Source organism: Mycolicibacterium austroafricanum (assembly GCF_000612725.1).
Taxonomy (GTDB): Bacteria; Actinomycetota; Actinomycetes; order Mycobacteriales; family Mycobacteriaceae; genus Mycobacterium; species Mycobacterium austroafricanum.
The window spans coordinates 43,047-64,230 of the sequence record NZ_HG964450.1; the positions used below are offsets into that span (position 1 = coordinate 43,047).

21 protein-coding genes are annotated in these 21,184 nt (G+C 69.2%); 9 read left to right on the top strand and 12 right to left on the bottom strand.

Features of this window, described 5'->3' with window-relative positions:
• Nucleotides 1–3: 3 nt before the first annotated feature.
• Nucleotides 4–1,284, top strand: coding sequence for a ribonuclease D (locus BN976_RS00275; RefSeq protein WP_011779704.1), 1,281 nt, complete (start codon nucleotides 4–6; stop codon nucleotides 1,282–1,284).
• A gap of 6 nt (nucleotides 1,285–1,290) precedes the next feature.
• Here the strand turns inward: BN976_RS00275 and BN976_RS00280 are convergent, their stop codons facing one another.
• The 5 genes from BN976_RS00280 to BN976_RS00300 form a co-directional block, all read right to left on the bottom strand.
• Nucleotides 1,291–2,421: an alpha/beta hydrolase family protein gene (locus BN976_RS00280; protein WP_051558314.1), complete on the bottom strand. Its 1,131-nt coding sequence runs from the start codon at nucleotides 2,419–2,421 to the stop codon at nucleotides 1,291–1,293.
• Nucleotides 2,422–2,482: 61 nt separating this feature from the next.
• Nucleotides 2,483–4,396 (bottom strand): 1-deoxy-D-xylulose-5-phosphate synthase, encoded by a 1,914-nt coding sequence (gene dxs / locus BN976_RS00285; RefSeq protein ID WP_011779702.1) that lies wholly within the window; start codon nucleotides 4,394–4,396, stop codon nucleotides 2,483–2,485.
• A 28-nt stretch (nucleotides 4,397–4,424) separates the two neighbouring features.
• Nucleotides 4,425–5,765 carry a Na+/H+ antiporter NhaA gene (gene nhaA / locus BN976_RS00290; RefSeq protein ID WP_036366981.1) on the bottom strand — a complete coding sequence of 447 codons (1,341 nt, stop codon included), beginning with the start codon at nucleotides 5,763–5,765 and terminating at the stop codon, nucleotides 4,425–4,427.
• A gap of 72 nt (nucleotides 5,766–5,837) precedes the next feature.
• Nucleotides 5,838–7,025: a class I SAM-dependent RNA methyltransferase gene (locus BN976_RS00295; protein ID WP_036366984.1), complete on the bottom strand. Its 1,188-nt coding sequence runs from the start codon at nucleotides 7,023–7,025 to the stop codon at nucleotides 5,838–5,840.
• Nucleotides 7,022–9,025, bottom strand: a complete 2,004-nt coding sequence (locus BN976_RS00300) for an APC family permease (RefSeq protein WP_199558870.1) — start codon at nucleotides 9,023–9,025, stop codon at nucleotides 7,022–7,024. The genes BN976_RS00295 and BN976_RS00300 overlap by 4 nt, the downstream gene beginning before the upstream one ends.
• A 91-nt stretch (nucleotides 9,026–9,116) precedes the next feature.
• Between BN976_RS00300 and BN976_RS00305 the strand changes: the two genes are divergently transcribed.
• Together BN976_RS00305 and BN976_RS00310 are read left to right on the top strand one after the other, a co-directional pair.
• Nucleotides 9,117–9,788 carry a potassium channel family protein gene (locus BN976_RS00305; protein ID WP_084182164.1) on the top strand — a complete coding sequence of 224 codons (672 nt, stop codon included), beginning with the start codon at nucleotides 9,117–9,119 and terminating at the stop codon, nucleotides 9,786–9,788.
• A 5-nt stretch (nucleotides 9,789–9,793) separates the two neighbouring features.
• Nucleotides 9,794–10,459 (top strand): potassium channel family protein, encoded by a 666-nt coding sequence (locus BN976_RS00310; protein ID WP_011779697.1) that lies wholly within the window; start codon nucleotides 9,794–9,796, stop codon nucleotides 10,457–10,459.
• 8 nt (nucleotides 10,460–10,467) lie between these two features.
• On the opposite strand, the gene BN976_RS00315 is transcribed toward BN976_RS00310, so the two are convergent.
• Both BN976_RS00315 and BN976_RS00320 read right to left on the bottom strand, forming a co-directional pair.
• Nucleotides 10,468–11,178, bottom strand: a complete 711-nt coding sequence (locus tag BN976_RS00315; RefSeq protein ID WP_011779696.1) for a DUF3159 domain-containing protein — start codon at nucleotides 11,176–11,178, stop codon at nucleotides 10,468–10,470.
• Entirely contained in the window at nucleotides 11,175–11,546 is a 372-nt protein-coding gene (locus tag BN976_RS00320) for an OB-fold nucleic acid binding domain-containing protein (protein ID WP_036366991.1), read from the bottom strand. Before BN976_RS00320 ends, BN976_RS00315 begins: the two co-directional genes overlap by 4 nt.
• A gap of 144 nt (nucleotides 11,547–11,690) precedes the next feature.
• Here BN976_RS00320 and BN976_RS00325 point away from each other — a divergent pair, with 144 nt between their 5' ends.
• Complete coding sequence (locus BN976_RS00325; protein ID WP_036366995.1) at nucleotides 11,691–12,416, top strand: alpha/beta fold hydrolase; 726 nt, start codon at nucleotides 11,691–11,693, stop codon at nucleotides 12,414–12,416.
• Between the two features lie 90 nt (nucleotides 12,417–12,506).
• Here the strand turns inward: BN976_RS00325 and BN976_RS00330 are convergent, their stop codons facing one another.
• Both BN976_RS00330 and dut read right to left on the bottom strand, forming a co-directional pair.
• Nucleotides 12,507–13,247: a DUF3710 domain-containing protein gene (locus BN976_RS00330; RefSeq protein WP_049778084.1), complete on the bottom strand. Its 741-nt coding sequence runs from the start codon at nucleotides 13,245–13,247 to the stop codon at nucleotides 12,507–12,509.
• 61 nt (nucleotides 13,248–13,308) lie between these two features.
• Nucleotides 13,309–13,773: a dUTP diphosphatase gene (gene dut, locus BN976_RS00335; protein ID WP_011779692.1), complete on the bottom strand. Its 465-nt coding sequence runs from the start codon at nucleotides 13,771–13,773 to the stop codon at nucleotides 13,309–13,311.
• 25 nt (nucleotides 13,774–13,798) lie between these two features.
• Between dut and BN976_RS00340 the strand changes: the two genes are divergently transcribed.
• Nucleotides 13,799–14,278 (top strand): DUF3093 domain-containing protein, encoded by a 480-nt coding sequence (locus BN976_RS00340; protein WP_011779691.1) that lies wholly within the window; start codon nucleotides 13,799–13,801, stop codon nucleotides 14,276–14,278.
• 21 nt (nucleotides 14,279–14,299) lie between these two features.
• Here the strand turns inward: BN976_RS00340 and BN976_RS00345 are convergent, their stop codons facing one another.
• Nucleotides 14,300–14,602: a DUF4193 domain-containing protein gene (locus BN976_RS00345; RefSeq protein WP_011779690.1), complete on the bottom strand. Its 303-nt coding sequence runs from the start codon at nucleotides 14,600–14,602 to the stop codon at nucleotides 14,300–14,302.
• 177 nt (nucleotides 14,603–14,779) lie between these two features.
• On the opposite strand from BN976_RS00345, the gene cei reads away from it, so the two are divergent.
• Nucleotides 14,780–15,436: an envelope integrity protein Cei gene (gene cei, locus BN976_RS00350; RefSeq protein WP_036368865.1), complete on the top strand. Its 657-nt coding sequence runs from the start codon at nucleotides 14,780–14,782 to the stop codon at nucleotides 15,434–15,436.
• A gap of 2 nt (nucleotides 15,437–15,438) precedes the next feature.
• Here the strand turns inward: cei and BN976_RS00355 are convergent, their stop codons facing one another.
• Entirely contained in the window at nucleotides 15,439–16,305 is an 867-nt protein-coding gene (locus BN976_RS00355) for an inositol monophosphatase family protein (RefSeq protein ID WP_036368868.1), read from the bottom strand.
• Between the two features lie 148 nt (nucleotides 16,306–16,453).
• On the opposite strand from BN976_RS00355, the gene ppgK reads away from it, so the two are divergent.
• The 3 genes from ppgK (at nucleotide 16,454) to BN976_RS00370 (ending at nucleotide 20,078) form a co-directional block, all read left to right on the top strand.
• The gene (ppgK, locus tag BN976_RS00360) at nucleotides 16,454–17,272 is read left to right on the top strand and encodes a polyphosphate--glucose phosphotransferase (protein ID WP_011779687.1); all 819 of its coding nucleotides are present in this window, start codon (nucleotides 16,454–16,456) and stop codon (nucleotides 17,270–17,272) included.
• Between the two features lie 220 nt (nucleotides 17,273–17,492).
• Nucleotides 17,493–18,929, top strand: a complete 1,437-nt coding sequence (locus BN976_RS00365; protein WP_036368870.1) for an RNA polymerase sigma factor — start codon at nucleotides 17,493–17,495, stop codon at nucleotides 18,927–18,929.
• A gap of 57 nt (nucleotides 18,930–18,986) precedes the next feature.
• Nucleotides 18,987–20,078: a methyltransferase gene (locus BN976_RS00370; RefSeq protein WP_011779685.1), complete on the top strand. Its 1,092-nt coding sequence runs from the start codon at nucleotides 18,987–18,989 to the stop codon at nucleotides 20,076–20,078.
• 3 nt (nucleotides 20,079–20,081) lie between these two features.
• Here the strand turns inward: BN976_RS00370 and BN976_RS00375 are convergent.
• Nucleotides 20,082–21,184 (bottom strand): hypothetical protein (locus BN976_RS00375; RefSeq protein ID WP_036367002.1); only part of this gene is annotated, 1,103 nt, incomplete at its 5' end.

Genomic DNA, 21,184 nt, shown 5'->3' on the forward strand with positions numbered 1-21,184 from the left:
CCGATGTCAGAACCCGAGACCGAGGGCGTGTCGGTGGACGCCGAAGCGCCCGACGACCAGGCCCCGCAGGCCGAGCCGCTGCTTCGCCCGCGCGACGGAGTACCCGACGTGTCCGTCAGCCGCTACGAGATCGCCAAGGCCGCGGACCTGCTGGCGTCCGGGCACGGACCGTTCGCGGTCGACGCCGAGCGGGCGTCGGGCTTCCGGTACTCCAATCGGGCCTATCTCGTGCAGATCCGGCGGGCGGGGGCGGGCAGCGTGCTGATCGACCCGGTCAGCCACGGCGGGGATCCGCTGGAGGTACTCGCGCCGGTGGCCGAGGTGCTGTCCGATGCCGAATGGGTGTTGCACGCCGCCGATCAGGACCTGCCCTGCCTGGCGGAGATCGGTATGCGGCCGCCCTCGTTGTACGACACCGAACTGGCCGGCCGGCTGGCCAACTACGAGCGGGTCAACCTGGCAGCGATGGTGCAGCGCCTGCTGGGGCTGCAGCTGACCAAGGGGCACGGCGCCGCGGACTGGTCGAAACGGCCGCTGCCCCAGGACTGGCTGAACTATGCCGCACTGGACGTCGAGGTGCTCGTCGATCTGCGCCATGCCATCTCCGAGGTGCTGCAGGAACAGGGCAAAGAGGGTTGGGCCGCAGAGGAATTCGAGTATCTGCGGACAGTGGAGGCCACCCCGACACGACGCGACCGCTGGCGGCGGACGTCGGGAATCCACAAGGTCCGCGATCCGCGCGCGCTCGCCGCGGTGCGGGAACTGTGGACCACGCGCGACCAGATCGCTCGGCGCCGCGACATCGCACCGGGCCGCATCCTGCCCGACAGTGCGATCGTCAACGCCGCGACCGCCAACCCTGACACGATCGAAAAGCTGACCGCACTACCGATTTTCGGTGGATCGAAACAACGGCGCAGCGCTGCGGTGTGGCTGGACGCACTGGCCCGCGCCCGCACCAGTGAGCCTCCCGATGTGCAGGAGCCGTCCAACGGCCCGCCGCCGGCGTCCCGCTGGGCGCGCCGCAAACCGGAGGCCGCGGTCCGCCTGGAGGCGGCCCGCACCGAGCTGGCTGCGCTGGCGGACCGGGTTTCGGTGCCCGTGGAAAACCTGCTCTCACCGGAGATCGTGCGCAGGCTGTGCTGGGACTGGAAGCCCGTCGAAGGTGTCGACGCCACCGCGGCCGCGGTGGACGCCTTCCTGCGAGATTCGGCCGCCCGCCGCTGGCAGCGTGAGCTGGTGGTGCCGGCGCTGGCCAAGGCGCTGGCCGGCGCGGGGCAGTGATCCCGGTCAGCTGAAGGCGCGCGCCAGGAACCGCGTCGAGTCGGGCATCGAAGCCAGCACCGTGCCGCTGTGGTCGGAATCCGGATACACCTTGAGCGTCACGTCCTCGCCGTTGGCGCTCAGCTTCTCCGAGAACCGCAGCGTCAGGCTCGGCGGGACATCACGGTCCTGCATCCCGACACCGAGGAAGACCGGGCGGTCATAGCCCGATGCGGGAACGCCCATGAAGTCATCGATCGCCTCGATGGCTCCGGGAATCGACGTGACCGGAGCGGTGAAGAAGCCGGGCACCGTCATGCCGTCGAGCGCGCCGGCAAGGTCTGCGGCACAAGATGTTTCGGCCTTGTCGGCGGCGGCGCGACCCGCAGGGGTCAACACCCGGTCCACGCCGAGGTCGGGGCGCGCCTCCCGCAGCGCTGCGACGATGTAGGCGGTGTAGGCGTTGGCCATCGGGCCGAGTTCGGGCGGCACCACCATGTCGGGCCCCGCTTGCTTGACGATGGTCTCGACGTTGGCCGGGGTGCCGGTGGCCACGACGCCGCGGTAGTCGAGCCCGCTTCCGGCACTGAACTCGCTGGCCCACCGCGCCGTCGCGACCGCGGCGCCCCCGCCTTGCGACTGCCCGACGACGGCCCACTTCGGGGACAGCGGCAGGTCCATGTGGTGTGCCGCGAGCACCGAATCGACCACGCCGCGTGCGGTGGTGACGCTGTTGAGGTAACTCATCAACCCCGGCGTTCCCAACCCGGCGTAGTCGCTGCCGACGACCACGTAGCCCTGGTCGAGCCAGTGCGACAGGTACTCGTCGTCGCGCCCGCTGCGCGGCAGCGCCGACGGGGTGCAGTCGTCACCGAGTCCGACGGTGCCGTGCGCCCACGCCACGACCGGCCAGCCACCTTCGGGCGCAGGCGTTTTCGGGGTGAACACCACGGCGGTGCTGACCGCCGGTCGACCATGCTGGTCGACCGTGGAGTACAGGATGCGGTAGGCGCCGGCGGCCCCGGCCACTGAAAGGGCGGGATCCAGCGGGACGGTCTCCAGCAGCGCGCCCGGCGCCGGGACGGGTGTCTCGTGGACGCGGGCGTCCAGCCCCGACCACGTCGGCGTCGCCGCGTCCGCAGTGGTCGCGCAGCCCATCAGAACGGCAGTCGCCAGTAGCGCCGCACCCGGGATGCGGCAGATGTTCGTCTTGGTCACCTCAGTCGACGTGCTCGCTGACCTCACGGTCACCCGTCGAGGCCCCGAGCGCGGCCACCCAGCCGGTGATCTGGCGGGCGATGTTGCGTTCGGTCAGGCCGACAGACTCCAACACCTCGCCGCGCGAGGCGTGGGCGAAGAACTCCTGAGGCAACGCGGCGTCGCGGCATGGCACGTCGATCTCCTTGTGCCGCAACGCGCCCGACACCGCCGAACCGACACCGCCGTGGCCGCCGTTGTCTTCGAGGGTGACGACGAGCTTGTGCCTGGTGGCCAGCGTGGCGATCTCCTCCGGAACCGGCAGCACCCAGCGCGGGTCGACGACCGTCACGCCGATCCCCTGGTTGCGCAACCGGTCGGCGACCGCCAGCGCCATGGCGGCGAACGGGCCGACGGCGACCAGCAGCACGTCCTCGGACATGCCGTCGGCGGGGACGGCGAGCACATCGACGTCGCCGCGCCGCTCGATCGCCGGGATGTCCTCGCCGACATCACCTTTCGGGAAGCGGATGGCGGTAGGGCCGTCGGAGACATCGAGCGCCTCGCCGAGCTCTTCGCGCAGCCGGGCACCGTCACGCGGTGCGGCGACCCGCATCCCGGGCACGATGCCCAGAATCGACAGGTCCCACATGCCGTTGTGGCTGGCGCCGTCGGGTCCGGTGACACCCGACCGGTCCAGCACCACCGTCACGGGAAGCTTGTGCAGCGCAACGTCCATGAGCATCTGGTCGAACGCACGGTTGAGGAACGTCGAATAGATCGCCACTACCGGGTGCATCCCGCCCATCGCCAGGCCGGCCGCCGACGTCATCGCGTGCTGCTCGGCGATGCCGACGTCGAAGAACCGGTCCGGGAAGCGGTCCCGGAACGCGCTCAGGCCGGTCGGTCCGGGCATCGCGGCGGTGATCGCGACGATGTCGCGACGCTTGCCGGCCAGCCGGATCAGCGCCTCGGAGAACGTCGAGGTCCATCCGGGGCCCGGCACCGAGGTGGCCAGACCGGTCTCGGGATCGATGACGCCGCAGGCATGCATCTGGTCGTCGGCGTCGTTCTCGGCGGGCGCATACCCCATGCCCTTGCGCGTGACGACGTGGACCACCACCGGGGCGTTGAAGGCCCGCGCGTGGCGCAGCGCGCTCTCCACCGCGTGCTCGTCGTGGCCGTCGATCGGACCCACGTACTTCAGCCCCAGGTCGGTGAACATCACCTGCGGCGACAACGCGTCCTTGATGCCCACCTTGATGCTGTGCATGCACTGGTAGCAGAACTCGCCGATCATCGGGACACCGCGGACTGCCTTGCGGCCCTCCTCGAGGACCCGCTCGTACCCCGGCTGCAACCGAAGACCCGCGAGATGCTCGGCGAAACCGCCGATCGTCGGCGCATAGCTGCGGCCGTTGTCGTTGACGACGATCACCACAGGCCGGCGCGACGCCGCGATGTTGTTCAACGCCTCCCAGCACATCCCGCCGGTCAACGCGCCGTCACCCACCACCGCCACGACGTGCCGGTTGCGGTGGCCGGACAGCTCGAAGGCCTTCGCCAGCCCGTCGGCGTAGGACAGCGCCGAGCTGGCGTGGCTGGACTCGATCCAGTCGTGCTCGCTCTCGGCGCTCGACGGGTAACCGGACAGGCCGTCCTTCTTGCGCAGCGAATCGAAGTCCCGGCAGCGGCCCGTGAGCATCTTGTGCACGTAGGCCTGATGACCGGTGTCGAACAGGATCGGGTCGTGCGGCGAGTCGAACACCCGGTGCAGCGCCAACGTCAGTTCGACCACGCCGAGGTTGGGTCCCAGGTGCCCACCTGTGGCCGCGACTTTGTGGATCAGGAAGTCACGGATTTCGTGGGCCAGGTCCTCCAGCTGCGCCTGCGACAGGTGCTGTAGATCTGCGGGACCGCGGATCTGTTCAAGCATCCCGTCAGTCTACGCACGGGCACAGCCGTCAGTCCTGTCGAGTCTGGTACACATCGGGCACTCCGTCGTGGTCGTCGTCGGCCGTCTCTTCCCGGTGAATGCGCCGGTAGGCACGGTTTCTGGTGAGCAGCACGATCGCCGCCAGCGACGCCGCCAGCAGTGACCCGGACAACACACCGATCTTCACAAATTCGTCACGTTCAGATCCCATCCCGAACGCCAGATCGCCGATCAGCAGCGACACGGTGAACCCGATTCCGGCGAGCATGGACATGCCCAACACGTCGACCCACCGCAATGAGGAGTCGAGGCTGGCCCGTGTCACCGCCGAGAGCACACGCGTGGTGACGAGAATCCCGATGGGTTTACCGGCGACCAGACCGAGCACGATGCCGAGGGTGATCGGGTCGCCAAGCGCACGGGACAGTCCGCTGAGACCACCGATGCTGACCCCGGCGGCGAAGAAGGCGAACACCGGTATCGCGATGCCTGCCGATATCGGGCGCACCCGGTGCTCGAAGTACTCGGCCATACCCACCCGCTCCGCGTGGTCGACCTGCTGTCCCCGACGGGTCGCCGATCGGTGCACCGGAACCGCGAAGCCCAGCAGCACGCCCGCCACGGTCGCGTGCACTCCCGACTCGTGCACCAGCACCCAGGTCGCGACCGACAACGGGACGAGCAGCCACCATTTCTGCACACCGCGCTGCGCGCACACCGTGAACAGCGCCAGCGGAACCACGGCCAGCGCAAGCGCCCACGCCTTGATGTCGTCGGTGTAGAACACCGCGATCACGGTGATCGCCAGCAGGTCGTCGACGACGGCCAGGGTCAACAGGAAGGTGCGCAGCGCCGACGGCAGGTGCGTGGAGATGACCGCGAGCACCGCCACCGCGAACGCGATGTCGGTCGCGGTGGGGATCGCCCAACCGCGCAGCGCGCCGTCCCCGGTGTTCAGATTCACCAGCACGAAGATCAGCGCGGGCACCACCATGCCACCGACGGCCGCGGCGATCGGCAGCGCCGCCCGACTCGGATCCCGAAGGTCTCCTGCGACGAATTCGCGCTTGAGCTCCAGGCCGACCACGAGGAAGAAGATCGCCAGCAGTCCGTCGGCGGCCCAGGCCCCGAGGGTGAGGTTCAGGTGCAGACCGAGCCATTCACCTCCGAGTTCGAAGTCGCGCAGCGCGAAGTAGCTTTGCGACCACGGTGAGTTGGCCCAGATCAGCGCCGCGGCGGCGGCCACCAGGAGAATGATGCCGCCGACGGTTTCCTTGCGCAGGATCTCGGTGACCCTGTTGGTCTCGGACCACGAGCCGCGGGCGAGAAGTGCCCGCCGGATGCGTCGTGCGCGGGGATCGGATGTCACGGCCTGCCTTACTGGTCGTCGGCGAATAGACGCCGACCAGTCTTCCCGGCACACCTATGGTCGGTAACCCTACTACCGGGTGAGCACGGCGACACACTCGACGTGATGCGTCAGCGGGAACGAGTCGAACACCCGCAGCTCCTCGACGGCGTACCCGTGCCCCAGATACAGGCCCACATCCCGGGCGAATGACGCTGCCTCGCAACCGATGTGAATGATCCGGGGTACCTCCGCGGCGGCCAGCAGGTCGACGACCTCACGTCCCGCGCCGGTCCGCGGCGGGTCCAGCACCGCGACGTCGGCGCGGGTGCGCTGACCGGTCAGCGCCCTGCGCACCGAGTCGGTCACCACCGACACGTTGCCGAGGTCGGCCAGCGCCGCCCGCGCAGCCCGCGACGCACCACGCGAGGTGTCGACGGTGGTGACCGCCCCGGTGTCGCCGACAGCCCGGGCCAGTGCCGCGGCGAAAACCCCTGCGCCACCGTACAGATCCCAGGCCGTCATCCCGGCCTCCAGCTGCGCCCACTGCGCCACGAGCGCACTGTAGAGCGCAGGTGCGTCGCGGTGCGCCTGCCAAAACGCCGTCACCGGGACCCGCCAGGTACGGCCGGCAACCCGCTGGACCGCTTCGTAACCGCCCTCGACCACGGCCGTGCGCTGACCCTTGCCGGTGTGTGCGACGTGCCGGTTCCCGTCGTCGTCGACGACAACGTGAACCACGCTGCCGGCCGGCCACTGCGTGTCGGCCAGACCGTCGAGCATTCCCGCGGGCAGCTGGGCGCAGTCGAGCCGGTGCACCAACTCGGCGCTGTGGTAGCGGTGGAAGCCCGCACGCCCGTCGGCGGACGTGTCGAGCCGCACCCGGGTGCGCCACCCGGTGGCGCCACCGTCGCCGACCGGCTCCGCGGTGGCCTCTGATTCGTCGCACCACCGGTAATTACCAAGGCGGGCAAGTTGATTGGCGACAACCGCGCCCTTGATCCGGCGCACCGCCGACGGTTCGGCGAAGGCCAGGTCGCAGCAGCCGGAGCCGTCCACCCCGGCGATCGGGCACAGCGAGTCGATGCGCTCGGCAGCCGACTCGAGCACCTCGACCGTATCGGCGTTCCAGTACGCACCCCGGTCTCCGACCAGCCGGGCCCGGACCATCTCCCCGGGCAACGCGTAGCGCACGAACACCACCCGGCCGTCGTGGCGGGCGATGCAGCTGCCGCCGTTCGCCGCTGCGACGGTGGTCAGGACGAGTTCATCGGTGCTCAATCGAGGAAACCCCTGCGCGCATCCCCCGGCGCGGACTGCGGCGCCAGCTTCTTCAACCGCTCCGACGAAGACAGCTGCCACGGAACCGAAGTCACCATCACGTTGGGTTCGAACAGCAGCCTGCCCTTGAGCCGGAGCGCGCTCTGATTGTGCAGCACCTGCTCCCACCAGTGGCCGACGACGTACTCCGGGATGAACACGGTGACGACCGTACGCGGCGAATCCTTGCCCACCCTCTTGACATAGTCGAGCACCGGTCGGGTGATCTCACGGTACGGCGAGGCGACCACCTTCAGCGGCACGCTGATATCGCTGTGCTCCCACTTGTGCACCAGCTGTCGAGTTTCCGCGTCGTCGACGCTGACTGTGATCGCCTCCAGCACATCCGGCCGGGTGGCACGGGCGTAGGCCAGGGCTCGCAGCGTGGGCAGGTGCGCGTTGGACACCAGCACGATCGCGTGGTTGCGGCTGGGCAGCACAATGTCCTCGGTCTCGGCGGCCCTGGCCTCCAACTCACGGGTCACCGACGCATAGTGCTTGTGAATCAGCTTCATCAACCCGAACAGCGCGCTCATCGCCAGGATCGCGATCCACGCCCCCGCCAGGAATTTCGTGACCACAACGATGACCAGCACGGTTCCGGTGCAGACCAGTCCCACCGAGTTGATCACCCGGGCACGCATCATCCGCCGTCGCGCGACGGGGTCGGTCTCGGTGCGCAACAGCCGGGTCCAATGCCGGACCATGCCGATCTGGCTGAAGGTGAATGAGACGAACACCCCGACGATGTAGAGCTGGATCAGCGCGGTGACCTCGGCCTGGAACGCCACCACGAACGCGATGGCCCCGAACGCGAGGAACAGGATGCCGTTGGAGAAGGCCAGCCGGTCACCGCGGGTGTGCAGCTGGCGTGGCAGGAAGCGGTCTTGGGCCAGAATCGATCCCAGTACCGGGAAGCCGTTGAACGCAGTGTTGGCGGCCAACACCAGGATCAGCGCCGTCACCCCCGCGATCAAGTAGAGCCCGAGTGGGAAATCATGGAAGACGGCGTCGGCCAGCTGGGCGATCAGGGTCTTCTGTTGGTAGTCGGCGGGCGCACCGCCGAGTTGTTCGAGGGGGCGTTCGGCGACCTGCACGCCGGTAGCCCTGGCAAGCAGGATCATTCCCATGAACAGCGTGATCGCAATCACACCGAGCAGCAGCAGCGTGGTCGCGGCGTTGCGCGACTTGGGTTTCCGGAAGGCGGGCACGCCGTTGCTGATGGCCTCCACACCGGTCAGCGCGGCGCTGCCCGACGAGAACGCCCGTGCGACCAGAAAGACCAGCGCAAAGCCCAATACCTCGCCGTGCTCGGAATGCATCTCGAAACCGGCCGACTCGGCACGCAAGTCTCGCCCCAGGACGAGAATCTGCAAGAACCCCCACGCCAGCATCGCGTACATACCGATCATGAACGCGTAGGTGGGGATCGCGAAGGCGGTGCCGGATTCCCGGATCCCGCGCAGATTCAGCGACGCCAACACCAGGATCGCGATGACCGCGAACCACACCTTGTGGTCGTTGATGAACGGCACCGCCGAACCGATGTTCGTCATCGCCGAGGACATCGACACCGCGACCGTCAGCACGTAGTCGATGAGCAGCGCGCTGGCCACGGTCAGCCCAGCGGTGGGGCCCAGATTCGTGGTGACGACCTCGTAGTCCCCGCCGCCGGACGGGTAGGCGTGCACGTTCTGGCGGTAGCTCGCGATCACGATGATCATGACCCCGGCCACCGCGAGTCCGATCCACGGCGCCATCGAGTAGGCCGCGAGCCCGGCGACCGAGAGCACCAGGAAGATCTCCTCGGGGGCGTATGCCACCGAGGAGAGTGCGTCGGAGGCGAAGACCGGCAGCGCTATCCGCTTGGGAAGAAGGGTGTGCGACAGCCTGTCGCTGCGGAACGGCCGGCCGAGCACCAATCGCCGTGCGACGGTCGAAAGCTTAGACACGAGTGCCAAGAGTAAGCCCGAAGCTCGACGGCCGTCGGAAAGCTGTACCGTTCCGGGTGCGCAGGTTTTTCGGCGACCTCGGCTGGGAAAGGACCGCAAGGTGCGTGTAGTGGTGATGGGGTGCGGCCGGGTCGGTGCATCCCTGTCGGACAGCCTGGCCAGGATCGGCCACGACGTCGCGGTGATCGACCGCGACGGCACCGCGTTTCACCGGCTCTCCCCCGACTTTCCCGGCGAACGGGTGCTCGGTATGGGGTTCGATCGCGACGTGCTGATCCGGGCGGGCATCGAGCAGGCGTCTGCCTTCGCGGCGGTGTCCTCCGGCGACAACTCCAACATCATCTCGGCGCGGGTGGCGCGGGAGACCTTCGGCGTACAGCGCGTGGTGGCACGCATCTACGACGCCAAGCGCGCGGCCGTCTACGAGCGGCTCGGCATCCCCACTGTGGCCACCGTGCCGTGGACCACCGACCGCCTGCTCAACGCGCTGACGCGGGAAACCGAGACCACCAAGTGGCGCGACCCCACCGGCAACGTGGGGGTGGCCGAGCTGGCGCTGCACGAGGACTGGGTGGGCCGCCGGCTGAGCGAGCTGGAGGCTGCCACCGCCGGCCGGGTGTCGTTCATGATCCGCTTCGGCGCCGGGCTGCTGCCCGACGCCAAGACCGTCATCCAGGCCGGCGACCAGGTCTATCTGGCGGCGATCTCCGGGCACATCGCCGAGGCGATGGCCATTGCGGGGCTGCCGCCGAGCGAGGACGCGGAGGGCTGACGACGATGAAAGTAGCCATCGCCGGAGCGGGCGCCGTGGGTCGTTCCATCGCCCGCGAGCTCGTCGAGTCACATGACGTCACCCTGCTGGAGCGCAACCCCGACCACATCGACGTCGACGCGGTCCCGGCCGCGCATTGGCGCCTGGGCGACGCGTGCGAGCTGAGCCTGCTCGAATCGGTCAAGCTGGAGGAGTTCGACGTCGTCATCGCCGCCACCGGGGACGACAAGGCCAACGTCGTGGTCAGCCTGCTGTCCAAGACGGAGTTCGCGGTGCCGCGCGTGGTGGCCCGCGTCAACGACCCGCGTAACGAATGGCTCTTCGACGAGTCCTGGGGTGTCGATGTCGCGGTGTCCACGCCGCGGATGCTGGCCTCGCTGGTGGAAGAGGCGGTGTCGGTGGGCGATCTGGTTCGGCTGATGGAGTTCCGCAAGGGCCAGGCCAACCTCGTCGAGATCACCCTGCCCGACGACACCCCGTGGGGCGGCAAACCGGTCAAGCGCCTGGAGCTGCCCAGGGACGCGACGCTCGTGACGATTCTGCGGGGCCCGCGCGTCATCGTTCCGGAACGCGACGAACCCCTCGAAGGCGGGGACGAACTGCTTTTCGTCGCCGTCGCCGAGTCCGAAGACGAGCTGCGCGAGTTGGTGCTTAATCCCCAACATCGCTGAGCGGTGGGTTAGGTCGGCTCCTGCGCAGCGTCGTGGACGTCGTCGCCGTGCGCCGTGTCGGCAGGTTCGTTCAGCCCGCGCTCATGGAGCGCGCGCTGCGCGGCCCGGATCGCCAGGTAGGTGACGAGCGCGGCCACCGCGGTCAGCGGCCAGCCCATCGCGATGCGGGCGACGCCCAGCCAGCCCGTCTGGTCCGCGTCGTAGAGGTGGTGCTGAACGACGAACCTCGACGTGAACACCGCCACCCACACCAAAGTGGCGGCGTCGAACGCCAGCACCGCGCGCCGCGCCTCGCGCCAGCGCCGGTCGTTGGCGTGCACCCAGGCCCAGATGTAGCCGACCACGGGGCGACGGATGACGATTGACAGCGTGAACACCACGGCCCAGAACAGCGACATCCAGATGCCGAGCAGGAAGTACCCCTTGGACGCCCCCACGAGGTAAGCGATGAGCGCGCTGATGCCGACCGCGAAGAAACCCGAGATCGCCGGCTGTGCGGACTCTTTACGGGCCAGCCGCCAGATGAGGATGAGCGTGGCGACACCCAGCGCGGCGCCGATGGCGGGGATCAGCCCGAATGCCGAGGAGATCGGGACGAAGACGACGACCGGCAGCGACGAGTAGATCAGCCCGCTGATGCCGCCCATCTGTTCCAGGACGGCCGCGCCACGCGCCGGAGATGTCTGCTGCTTGCCCGGATCGGTGCCGGGGTCGCTCACTTCTGGATCTCGTAGTGGGGGTTGTAGATCGCCTTGGATCCGTTGTCCAGCTTGCCGACCCGGCCGTGCACCTTGAGGGTGCGGCCCGATTCGATACCGGGGATGCGGCGTTGTCCCAACCACACAAGCATCACCGTGTCGGTGCCGTCGAAGAGTTCGGCTTTGACGCCGCCCGCGCAGCTCTTGCCGTTGCACTCGACGCTGCGCAAGGTGCCGATCATCGTGACTTCCTGACCGCGCTGACAATCGATCGCCTTCTGGGCGCCGGTGCCTGCGGCTTCCTCACTGAGCTCTTCGACGTCGAGTCGTTCCGGGTCTTCGGTCAACCGGCGGGTGAGCCGGCGAAGATATCCCTCGGCCGTGGCCATTGGCCTCTCCTGACCTTCTGCCAATCCACTGTGGATCTACCAATCAACGCCACGGTAGACCTCTTGGTTCCCAGATGCTAACCAGGGCGGGGGGTTCGCGCGGGTCGCGTCGTCAAGAATTCCACGAACAGGCACGATCGAAACATGGCGGTCGATCTGCGCGGTGTCACCACTATTCTGCTGCCCGGCACGGGCTCCGATGACGACTTCGTCTACCGGGCGTTTGCCCCGGCACTGCACGAGGCCGGTGCGATAGTCGTCACACCTCCCCCGCAGCCGCACCGTCTCATCGACGGATACCGCGACGAGCTGCGCGACGCCGCGCGGTCGCAACCGATCGCGGTGGGCGGGGTGTCCATCGGCGCAGCGGTGGCCGTCGAATGGGCGCTGGCACACCCCACGCAGGTGGTCGCGGTGCTGGCAGCGCTGCCGGCGTGGACCGGTGCCCCCGATGCGGCACCCGCGGCGATGGCCGCACGGCATTCGGCTGAACTGCTGCGTCGCGATGGCCTGGTGGCGACGACCACGCAGATGCAGGCGACCAGCCCGAGGTGGCTTGCCGAGGAACTGACGCGCTCGTGGCTGAGCCAGTGGCCCGCACTGCCGGAGGCGATGGATGCGGCGGCCGGCTACGTGGCCCCGACGAGCGGGGAAATGGAGCGCCTCGGTGCCGCGCTCGGGGTGGTGTCGGCCGTCGACGACCCGGTGCATCCACTCGAGGTGGGCATCGAGTGGGTGTCGGCGGCACCGCGCGCGGCGCTGCGCACACTCACGCTCGACGCCATCGGCGCCGACCCGGCGGTACTGGGCGCCGAGAGCCTGGCCGCGTTGTGGGATGCCGACAACCCGGCGCGTCCGGCGGTGAGGTGAACCCGCGGCTCGTCCCTCACCGCTTGATCGTCATCCGCCGGACCTGATTGGCGAATTCCTCAACGCGGCTCGTCCCTCACCGCTTGATCGTCATCCGCCGGTGATGGTGCGCAGCTGCTGCATCGCCGATCCCATCGTCGAGCGACGGGCGTTCGGCTGCGGAGGCTCCTGCTGCGCCGGCGCGGGCTGCTCGGGTGCCTGCTGCTGCGCGGGTGCCTGCTGCTGCTGCGCGGCAGCCTGCTGCTGCGCAACTGCCTGCTGCTGAGCGGCGGCCAGTTGGGCGGCCATCGGCTCTGGCAGCTGCACCGGCAGCGGGGTGCGCACCGGCAGCGGGGTATCTCCGCGGCGTACCACCGTGTCCGCCAACGCGTTTCGTGCTTGTTCGGCCAGCTCGGCCATGCGCTCGTAGGGGCCGTTGACCACACAGCGGACCATCCACCGGTAACCGTCCACCCCGATGAATCGCACCACTGCCGCGCCCTCACCCGCGGAGCCGACGACTTCGCGGCCCCACGGGCCGTCCTCGATGCTGACCTTGGGCGCATCCTTGCGCAGCGAATCGGCGAGTTCCGACGCCACTTCCCGCCACAGCCCGGCAGACTTCGGTGCCGCATAGGCCGCAATGGTGAACCGTCCGTCGGGCGTCACCACCCACACTGCGCTGGGCGCGCCCGTCTCGTTGAGTTCCACCTGCACCTGCCCCGCCTCGGGCATCGGGATCAACACCGAGCCCAGGTCGAGGCGCGCCAGCGCGGCGACCGACGGATCGTCGAAGTCGTCGATGTCGAACGGACCTTCAAGTTCCTCGTCGTGGGTGTCCACCGACGTCACCTCCTCAGGCGCTTCTGCGCTGTCTACCTAATGGTCTACCTGGTGCCACGTGCGCCTCCATCTACAGACTGGCATGCCCACCGGAGGAGCCGTGGCCGCCGTCGCCGCGGGTCGTATCGGCCAGCCCCGCCTCGTCGAACGACGTCACCTCCACCAGCTCTGGCAACTCGACGCGCTGCACCAGCAGCTGCGCGATCCGGTCCCCCCGCCGAATCGCGATCGGAGCGGCGGGATCGAGATTGATCAACGAGACCTTGATCTCACCGCGATAGCCGGCGTCGACGGTTCCGGGACTGTTGACAATCGAAAGTCCCACGCGCGCAGCAAGACCCGAGCGCGGATGGATCAGCCCGACCATGCCGTGCGGGATCGCCACCGCGATGCCGGTGGGCACCAGCGCACGCTGGCCCGGTGCGAGTTCGACGTCCTGGGCACTGTAGAGGTCGACTCCCGCGTCGCCGTCGTGCGCGCGGGAAGGCAGCGGAAGGTCGCGGTCGAGTCGCACTACCGCCAAAGTGGTGGGCACGCCGTCAGAGATTACTCTGGGCCGCGTGTCTGACACGCGTGCCACTGCCCAAACAGTCCGCTACCGCGAGCGGCTGACGGTCCCGCTGTGGTGGTGGCTGCCCGGACTCGGTGTGGCCGCATTGATCGCCCTGGAGATCAACCAGGGCATCCGGGCGCTGCCGGGCTGGTTGCCCTACGCCGTGCTGCTGCCCGTCGCGGCCGTCGTGCTGCTGGGGCTGGGACGGACCGAACTGCGGGTGGTAACCGCCGCCGACGGCCAGACCGAGCTGTGGGTCGGCAACGCCCATCTGCCCACCGCGGTGATCTCCCGCACGGCGGAAGTCCCCCGGTCGGCGAAGTCGGCCGCCCTCGGTCGTCAGCTCGACCCGGCGGCCTATGTCGTGCACCGGGGCTGGGTCGGACCCATGGCACTGCTCGTCCTCGACGACCCGGACGATCCCACCCCGTACTGGCTGATCAGCACCAAGCACCCGGACAAGGTCCTCGCCGCGCTGCGCGCCTGACGCAGGGCACGCAGCCCGGCATCACGCGGCGCAGTCGGTGCAGATCATCACGCCGTTCTTCTCGCTTGCCAGCCGGCTGCGGTGATGAACCAGAAAACAGCTGGAGCACGTGAACTCGTCGGCCTGCTTCGGGATCACCCGCACCGACAGCTCCTCACCGGAGAGATCGGCGCCGGGAAGCTCGAAGTTCTCGGCCGATTCGGACTCGTCGACGTCGACGACAGCCGATTGAGCTTCGTTGCGCCTCGCCTTCAGCTCCTCGAGTGAATCCTCGGAAACGTCATCGGTCTCTGTGCGCCTTGGGGCGTCGTAGTCGGTGGCCATACCTGTCCCCTCCGTGAAGCTCGTTGCAGCAGTGCTTTGTACCAGCGTCGAACGCATCCGCCAAATGATTCGTGCCCGTATTGACACCGGTTCTAATGTGATTTATGTCACATTAAGCCTGCATTCGTCGTTGCCGCCGGTCGGAGCGTCGCACGCGGTGGCTCTAGAGTGCTGATCGTGGTCGCGCAAATCACCCAGGGCACGGCGTTCGACAAACACGGTCGTCCGTTCCGACGCCGCAATTTCCTGCCGGGAGCCGCGCTGTTCGCGTGCCTGGCGATCGCCGCCCTGCTGGTCTGGGTCATCGCCCTGTCGCGGCCGCCCGAGGTGCAACAGGCCGCTGTCTGCAACCCGCCCCCGGCCCCGACGGAGCCGGGGGCGCCGGTCCCCGACCTCGGCGAGCAGGTGTCCCGGTCGACGATGATCGACGTCACTCCGGCCAAGCTGGCCGACACCAAGATCCGGGTTCTCAACGCCAGCGGTCAGGGCGGGCAGGCCGGCGAGGTGGCCGGCGAGTTGCGCGATCTCGGTTTCGCCGATCCCGAGGCCGCCAACGACCCGATCTATGCGGCCGCGCGCCTGCAGTGCCAGGGCCAGATCCGGTTCGGACCGTCCGGGCGTGCCGCGGCGGCGTCGATCTGGCTGGTCGCACCATGCACCGAGCTGTTTCAGGACGGGCGTACCGACGACACCGTCGATCTGGCCATCGGCACCGACTTCACCGAGCTCACCCACAGCGACGACATCGACGCAGTACTGGCGAGCCTGCTGCCCGACGCCACCCAGCCCGCCGATGCCGAGCTGCTGACCAAGGCCCACACCGGCACCTGTTGAGCTCAGCCGCCGACGGCTCCGCAACGGATCAGCGCGGCGTCGAAGGCTGCACTGATCCCAGGGGCGGCGGCCACCATCACGCCCGCGCCGTCGCCCGTCGCAGGCGGGCGAACATGCGCGCCCGCCTCGGTGGCGATCAGCGCGGCCGCGGCCCAGTCCCACAGGTGCACGTCGTCCTCGTAATAGGCGTCGAGCCGGCCCGCCGCCACCGCGCACAGGTCCAGCGCACACGATCCCATCCGTCTCACATCACGCACGTCCGGCAACAGCCTGGCCGCGATCTCGCCCTGTCGCTGCCTGTGCTCACGCTCGTAGGAGAACCCGGTCCCCACCAGCGCCATGGACAGGTCCGTCGCCGCGGTGCACCGCAACGGGGTGAGGACACCGCCGCGCCGTACGCCCGCCCCGTGGCCGAGCGCCGCCGAATACACCGCTCCGGCAGCGACGTCGGCGACGGCACCGGCGACCGAGACGCCGTCCCGTCGAACACCCACCGACACCGCGTAGGCGGGGATCCCGTACAGGAAGTTGACCGTGCCGTCGATCGGGTCGAGCACCCAGGTCAGCCGGCCGTCTGCGACGTCGACTGAGCCGCCCTCCTCCTCGCCGAGGATCGCGTCGCCCGGACGCAGCTCGGCCAGCCTGTCCCGCAGCAGGCGTTCGGTCTCGGTGTCCACGACGGTGACGGGATCGGTGGGGCTGCTCTTCGCCCGCACCGCCGACTGGGCGCCGCCCGGCGCCGCGCCCGCGCCGAAGACCTCGGTGCGGCGCCTGCCGACGAACTCGGCGGCTTCGGACGCCAACTGCTCAGCCACGGCACGCAGCCGCACGGGATCGGTGTCGATGTTCACCCGCTCATCGCAGCACATCCGGCCGGGCCGGGCGGCACGGGGATGCACGACTGGCCCCCATCACAATTGGTGAGCCGATAGGGTGTCATCGCGCGCTCGGCCACCCGACGGCACGGCCCGCAGCGCCGAAGAGCACCGGTGCCATCACTTGCGCAGAGGAGCCTGCATGACTGCCGACGCCGAGCCATCCCCGTCAGCCGCCGCCGCAGAATCGGGCTCCGGCTCGCCTCGGCGCGGATTCGGCATCGACGTCGGAGGAAGCGGCGTCAAGGGCGGAATCGTCGACCTCGACACCGGCCGGCTGGTCGGTGACCGGTTCAAGCTGCTCACCCCACAACCGGCGACTCCGGACGCCGTGTCGAAGACCATCGCCGACGTCGCCGCGCACTTCGACTGGGAAGGTCCGCTCGGGGTCACCTATCCCGGCGTCGTGGCGGACGGGATCGTGTGCACGGCCGCCAACGTCGACAAAGGCTGGCTCGGCCTCAACGCCAAGGAGGTCATCGGCGGCGCACTGAGCGGTCAGCCCGTGACCGTGCTCAACGACGCCGACGCCGCCGGACTCGCCGAAGAGAAGTTCGGCGCGGGCCGCGACAAAACGGGCGTCATCGTGCTGTTGACCTTCGGTACCGGCATCGGCTCGGCGGTGATCCACAACGGCGTGCTGCTGCCCAACACCGAGTTCGGACACCTGGAGGTGGGCGGCAAGGAGGCCGAACACCGAGCCGCCAGCTCGGTCAAGGAAGCCAAGGGTTGGAGCTACGAGCGCTGGACCACAGAGGTCACAAAAGTACTGGTAGCCATCGAGAATGCGATCTGGCCGGACCTGTTCATCGTCGGCGGCGGCATCAGCCGCAAAGCGGACAAGTGGGTGCCGCTCCTGCAGAACCGCACGCCCGTCGTCGCCGCGGAGCTGCAGAACACCGCGGGCATCGTCGGCGCGGCGATGGCCTCGGACGTCGACGTCACCGCTACCGGAAAGTAACCACCCGCGGGCGGCGCGCCTTGGCGTCAAATTTGCCGCTGCGCACAGCGTTAACCCACACTGTCGTTACAATGGTCAACGGCGGCCGCCTACCGGATAGCGGCGGAGCATCCCACCCCGACATCACGCCGTGAGATCGACGCCGACATTCGACATATAGCCGACCCACATTCGGTTGCGCACGTGTGCGCGCCGAAGACGCACGACCGAAAGGGTGTACGTGGCAGCGACCAAAGCAAGCCCGGCAACCGAAGAGCCGGTGAAGCGCACCGCAGCCAAGGCCCCCGCCAAGAAGGCGCCCGCGAAGAAGGCCGCCAAGAGCGCGCCCGCGAAGGCCACCAAGCCGCGCGCCGCCAAATCCGCTGATGCGCCGGCCACCCGCGGCCGCGCCAAGAAGGCCACCGCGCCCGGGGCCGTCGACGACGATCTCGCCGGTTCCGACGTCGAGACGGGCGACGATCTCGTCGAGGCCGAGCCCGGCGACGACCTGGAGGTCGAGGACACCGAGCTCGTGCTCGACGAGGAACTCGAAGTCGACGACGACACCGCGGTAGACGGTGACTCCGACGACGAGGACGCCGACGAGGGCGCACCCAAGGCGGCCAAGCCCGCCAAGGACGGCGACGACGACGGTGTCGCCGAGCCCTCCGAGAAGGACAAGGCCTCCGGTGACTTCGTCTGGGACGAGGAAGAGTCCGAGGCTCTGCGGCAGGCGCGCAAGGACGCCGAGCTCACCGCTTCGGCGGACTCGGTCCGCGCCTACCTCAAGCAGATCGGCAAGGTCGCGCTGCTCAACGCCGAGGAGGAGGTCGAGCTCGCCAAACGCATCGAGGCAGGCCTGTACGCCACCCAGTTGATGGCCGAACTCGCCGACAAGGGCGAGAAGCTGCCCGCCGCGCAGCGACGCGACATGATGTGGATCTGCCGCGACGGTGACCGCGCCAAAAACCATCTGCTGGAGGCGAACCTGCGTCTGGTGGTGTCGCTGGCCAAGCGGTACACGGGCCGCGGCATGGCGTTCCTGGACCTCATCCAGGAGGGCAACCTCGGTCTGATCCGCGCGGTGGAGAAGTTCGACTACACCAAGGGCTACAAGTTCTCCACGTACGCGACGTGGTGGATCCGGCAGGCCATCACCCGGGCGATGGCCGACCAGGCCCGCACCATCCGTATCCCGGTGCACATGGTCGAGGTCATCAACAAGCTGGGCCGTATCCAGCGCGAGCTGCTGCAGGACCTGGGCCGTGAACCCACGCCCGAAGAGCTGGCCAAGGAAATGGACATCACGCCGGAGAAGGTGCTGGAGATCCAGCAGTACGCGCGTGAGCCGATCTCGCTGGACCAGACCATCGGTGACGAGGGCGACAGCCAGCTGGGCGATTTCATCGAGGACTCCGAGGCCGTGGTGGCCGTCGACGCGGTGAGCTTCACCCTGCTGCAGGATCAGCTGCAGTCGGTGTTGGAGACGCTGTCCGAGCGTGAGGCCGGTGTGGTGCGGCTGCGGTTCGGTCTCACCGACGGCCAGCCCCGCACGCTCGACGAGATCGGTCAGGTGTACGGCGTCACCCGCGAGCGCATCCGGCAGATCGAGTCGAAGACGATGTCGAAGTTGCGCCATCCCAGCCGTTCTCAGGTGCTTCGCGACTATCTCGACTGAGGTTCGGCAAGTTCTGCTCAAGAATTAATTAAGGCGCGTGCCCTAGCGTCAACGGCGATGAGAACGATGCTGATGACGCCGCCCCCGGTCGTGCTCGCCGCAGTCGGCCGGTTCCGCGGCCTGCTGGACCGATTGCACACGCTGACCGCGCCGAGCCACATCGCCGTGCTGGAACTCAGCCTGGGTTCCTGGTTCACCGCGGCGTTGTACGCCACGGTGCGGCTCGGCATCGCCGACGCGTTGGCCGACGGCCCGCTGCGCGCCGACGACGTCGCCAGGAAGGTCGGCGCCGATCCGGAAGCCACTTACCGTCTGATGCGCGCCCTGGCGAGCCGGTCGGTGCTCAAGCTCCGCCGCGACGGACGGTTCGCGCTGACCCGGCTGGGGCATGCGCTGCGCGTCGACCACCCGGAGTCGATGGCCCCGCTGATTGCGTTCGTGGGCAGCCGCCAGCATTGGGAGCACTGGGGCGAGCTGCTGTATTCGGTGCAGACCGGCCGCACGGCGGTCGAGAAGCTGCGCGGCAGCGAGTTCTTCGAGTACCTCGACACCGACCCTGCGTTCGCGAAGGTGTTCAACGAGTCGATGACCGGCGGTTCCCGCGCCGTCATCGAAAACGCGATCCCCGCATACGATTTCAGCGATCGTCGGCTCATCGTCGATGTCGGCGGTGGTGAAGGCGGGCTCCTGGCCGCGATTCTGAACCGGACCCCCACCGCCCGGGGCGTGCTGTTCGATCGTCCTTCCGTGGTGGCCGGCGCGGATTCGGTGCTGGGACCGGCCGGGGTCGCGGCGCGGTGCCGGACAGAGGGTGGTTCGTTCTTCGAGGCCGTACCCGCCGGCGGGGACGCCTACGTGATGAAGGCGATCATCCACGATTGGGGCGACGATCAGTCGCTGTCGATCCTGCGCAACGTGCGTACGGCGATCGCCGACGACGGCAGACTCCTGTTGTTCGAGATGGTCCTTCCCGAACGCGCGCCCGCACACCTCGGCTTCATGGTCGACCTGGAGATGTTGGTGACCGCCGGAGGCCGCGAGCGCACGGCGTCTCAATACGCAAAGCTGTTGGCGGACTCCGGATTCCGCATGACCCGGGTGATCCCGACCGCCAGCCCGCTGTCGATCGTCGAAGCCGTCCCGGCCTGAGGGTCAGTCAGCCTGCGCGCCGCTGCCGCCCGACCCGCCGCTGCCACCGGCACCGCCCTTGCTGCCCGTCGGCCCGGTTCCGGGCTTGCCCGCGCCGCCCGACCCGCCGGACGCGCCGTCGCCCGACGCTCCCCCGGTGCCCCCACGGCCACCGGCGCCACCGGAGCCACCCACGCCCGTCGCGCCGTTCGCCGCGTCTGCACCCGCGGAGCCCTCGCTGCTGCCGGCGCCCCCTTTACCGCCGAGGCCGCCGGCGCCACCGTCACCGCCTGCCCCACCTGCGCCGCCGCTTCCGCCGTTGCCCCCGGTCCCCGCCGTGACGGGCCCGCTGCCGGGGTCGGATACGTCGGCGCCGCCCACGCCGCCCGAACCGCCGTCACCGCCGGTCGCGCCGTTGCCGCCGGAGCCACCGTTGCCTGCCGCGCCGCCGGCGCCGCCATTTCCGGTGCGCGACCCACTGCGTCCACCCGCACCGCCGTTGCCTCCCGCCGCGCCGGTCGCCCCGGCCGCGCCCGTTCCGCCGGCACCGCCGTTGCCCCCGTGGCCGCCGAAGCCGACGGTCTGCCCGATGTCGACGGACCCGCCGGCACCACCGTCGCCGCCTCTGGCCCCGGTGCCGCCGGTTCCTCCGTTGCCGCCGCGGCCGCCGAACGCTGCGGCGGTCGGTGTGGCTTCCTGTGCGAGTCCGGCGTCGCCGCCGTCACCCCCGAGCCCACCCCCGGCGCCGTTTCCTCCGTCACCGCCGTCACCGCTGATGTTGTATCGATGCGGCAGCGCGAGGAAACCGGTGACGCCCTGGCCGGTGCCGCCGACACCGCCGGACTGGTTCGTGCCCGCGGCCGCGTCCTTGCCGCGGCCGCCCGCATTGCCGGTGATGGCGTTGTCAACGACGACGTTCGTATACGGGAATCCGGTCGTCCCGAGGTAGTTCGGACTGCCCGCCGCCGCGCTGCCGCCCGCGGACGGGTTCACGCTGTCGACACCGACGCCCCCGTTTCCGCCGTTCCCGCCGGCGCCGCCGTTACCGTGCAAGCGACCGGCGTCACCGCCGGCGCCGCCGTGGCCACCGCGGGTCCCGGGGCCGCCGTCGGCGCCGTGGCCACCGT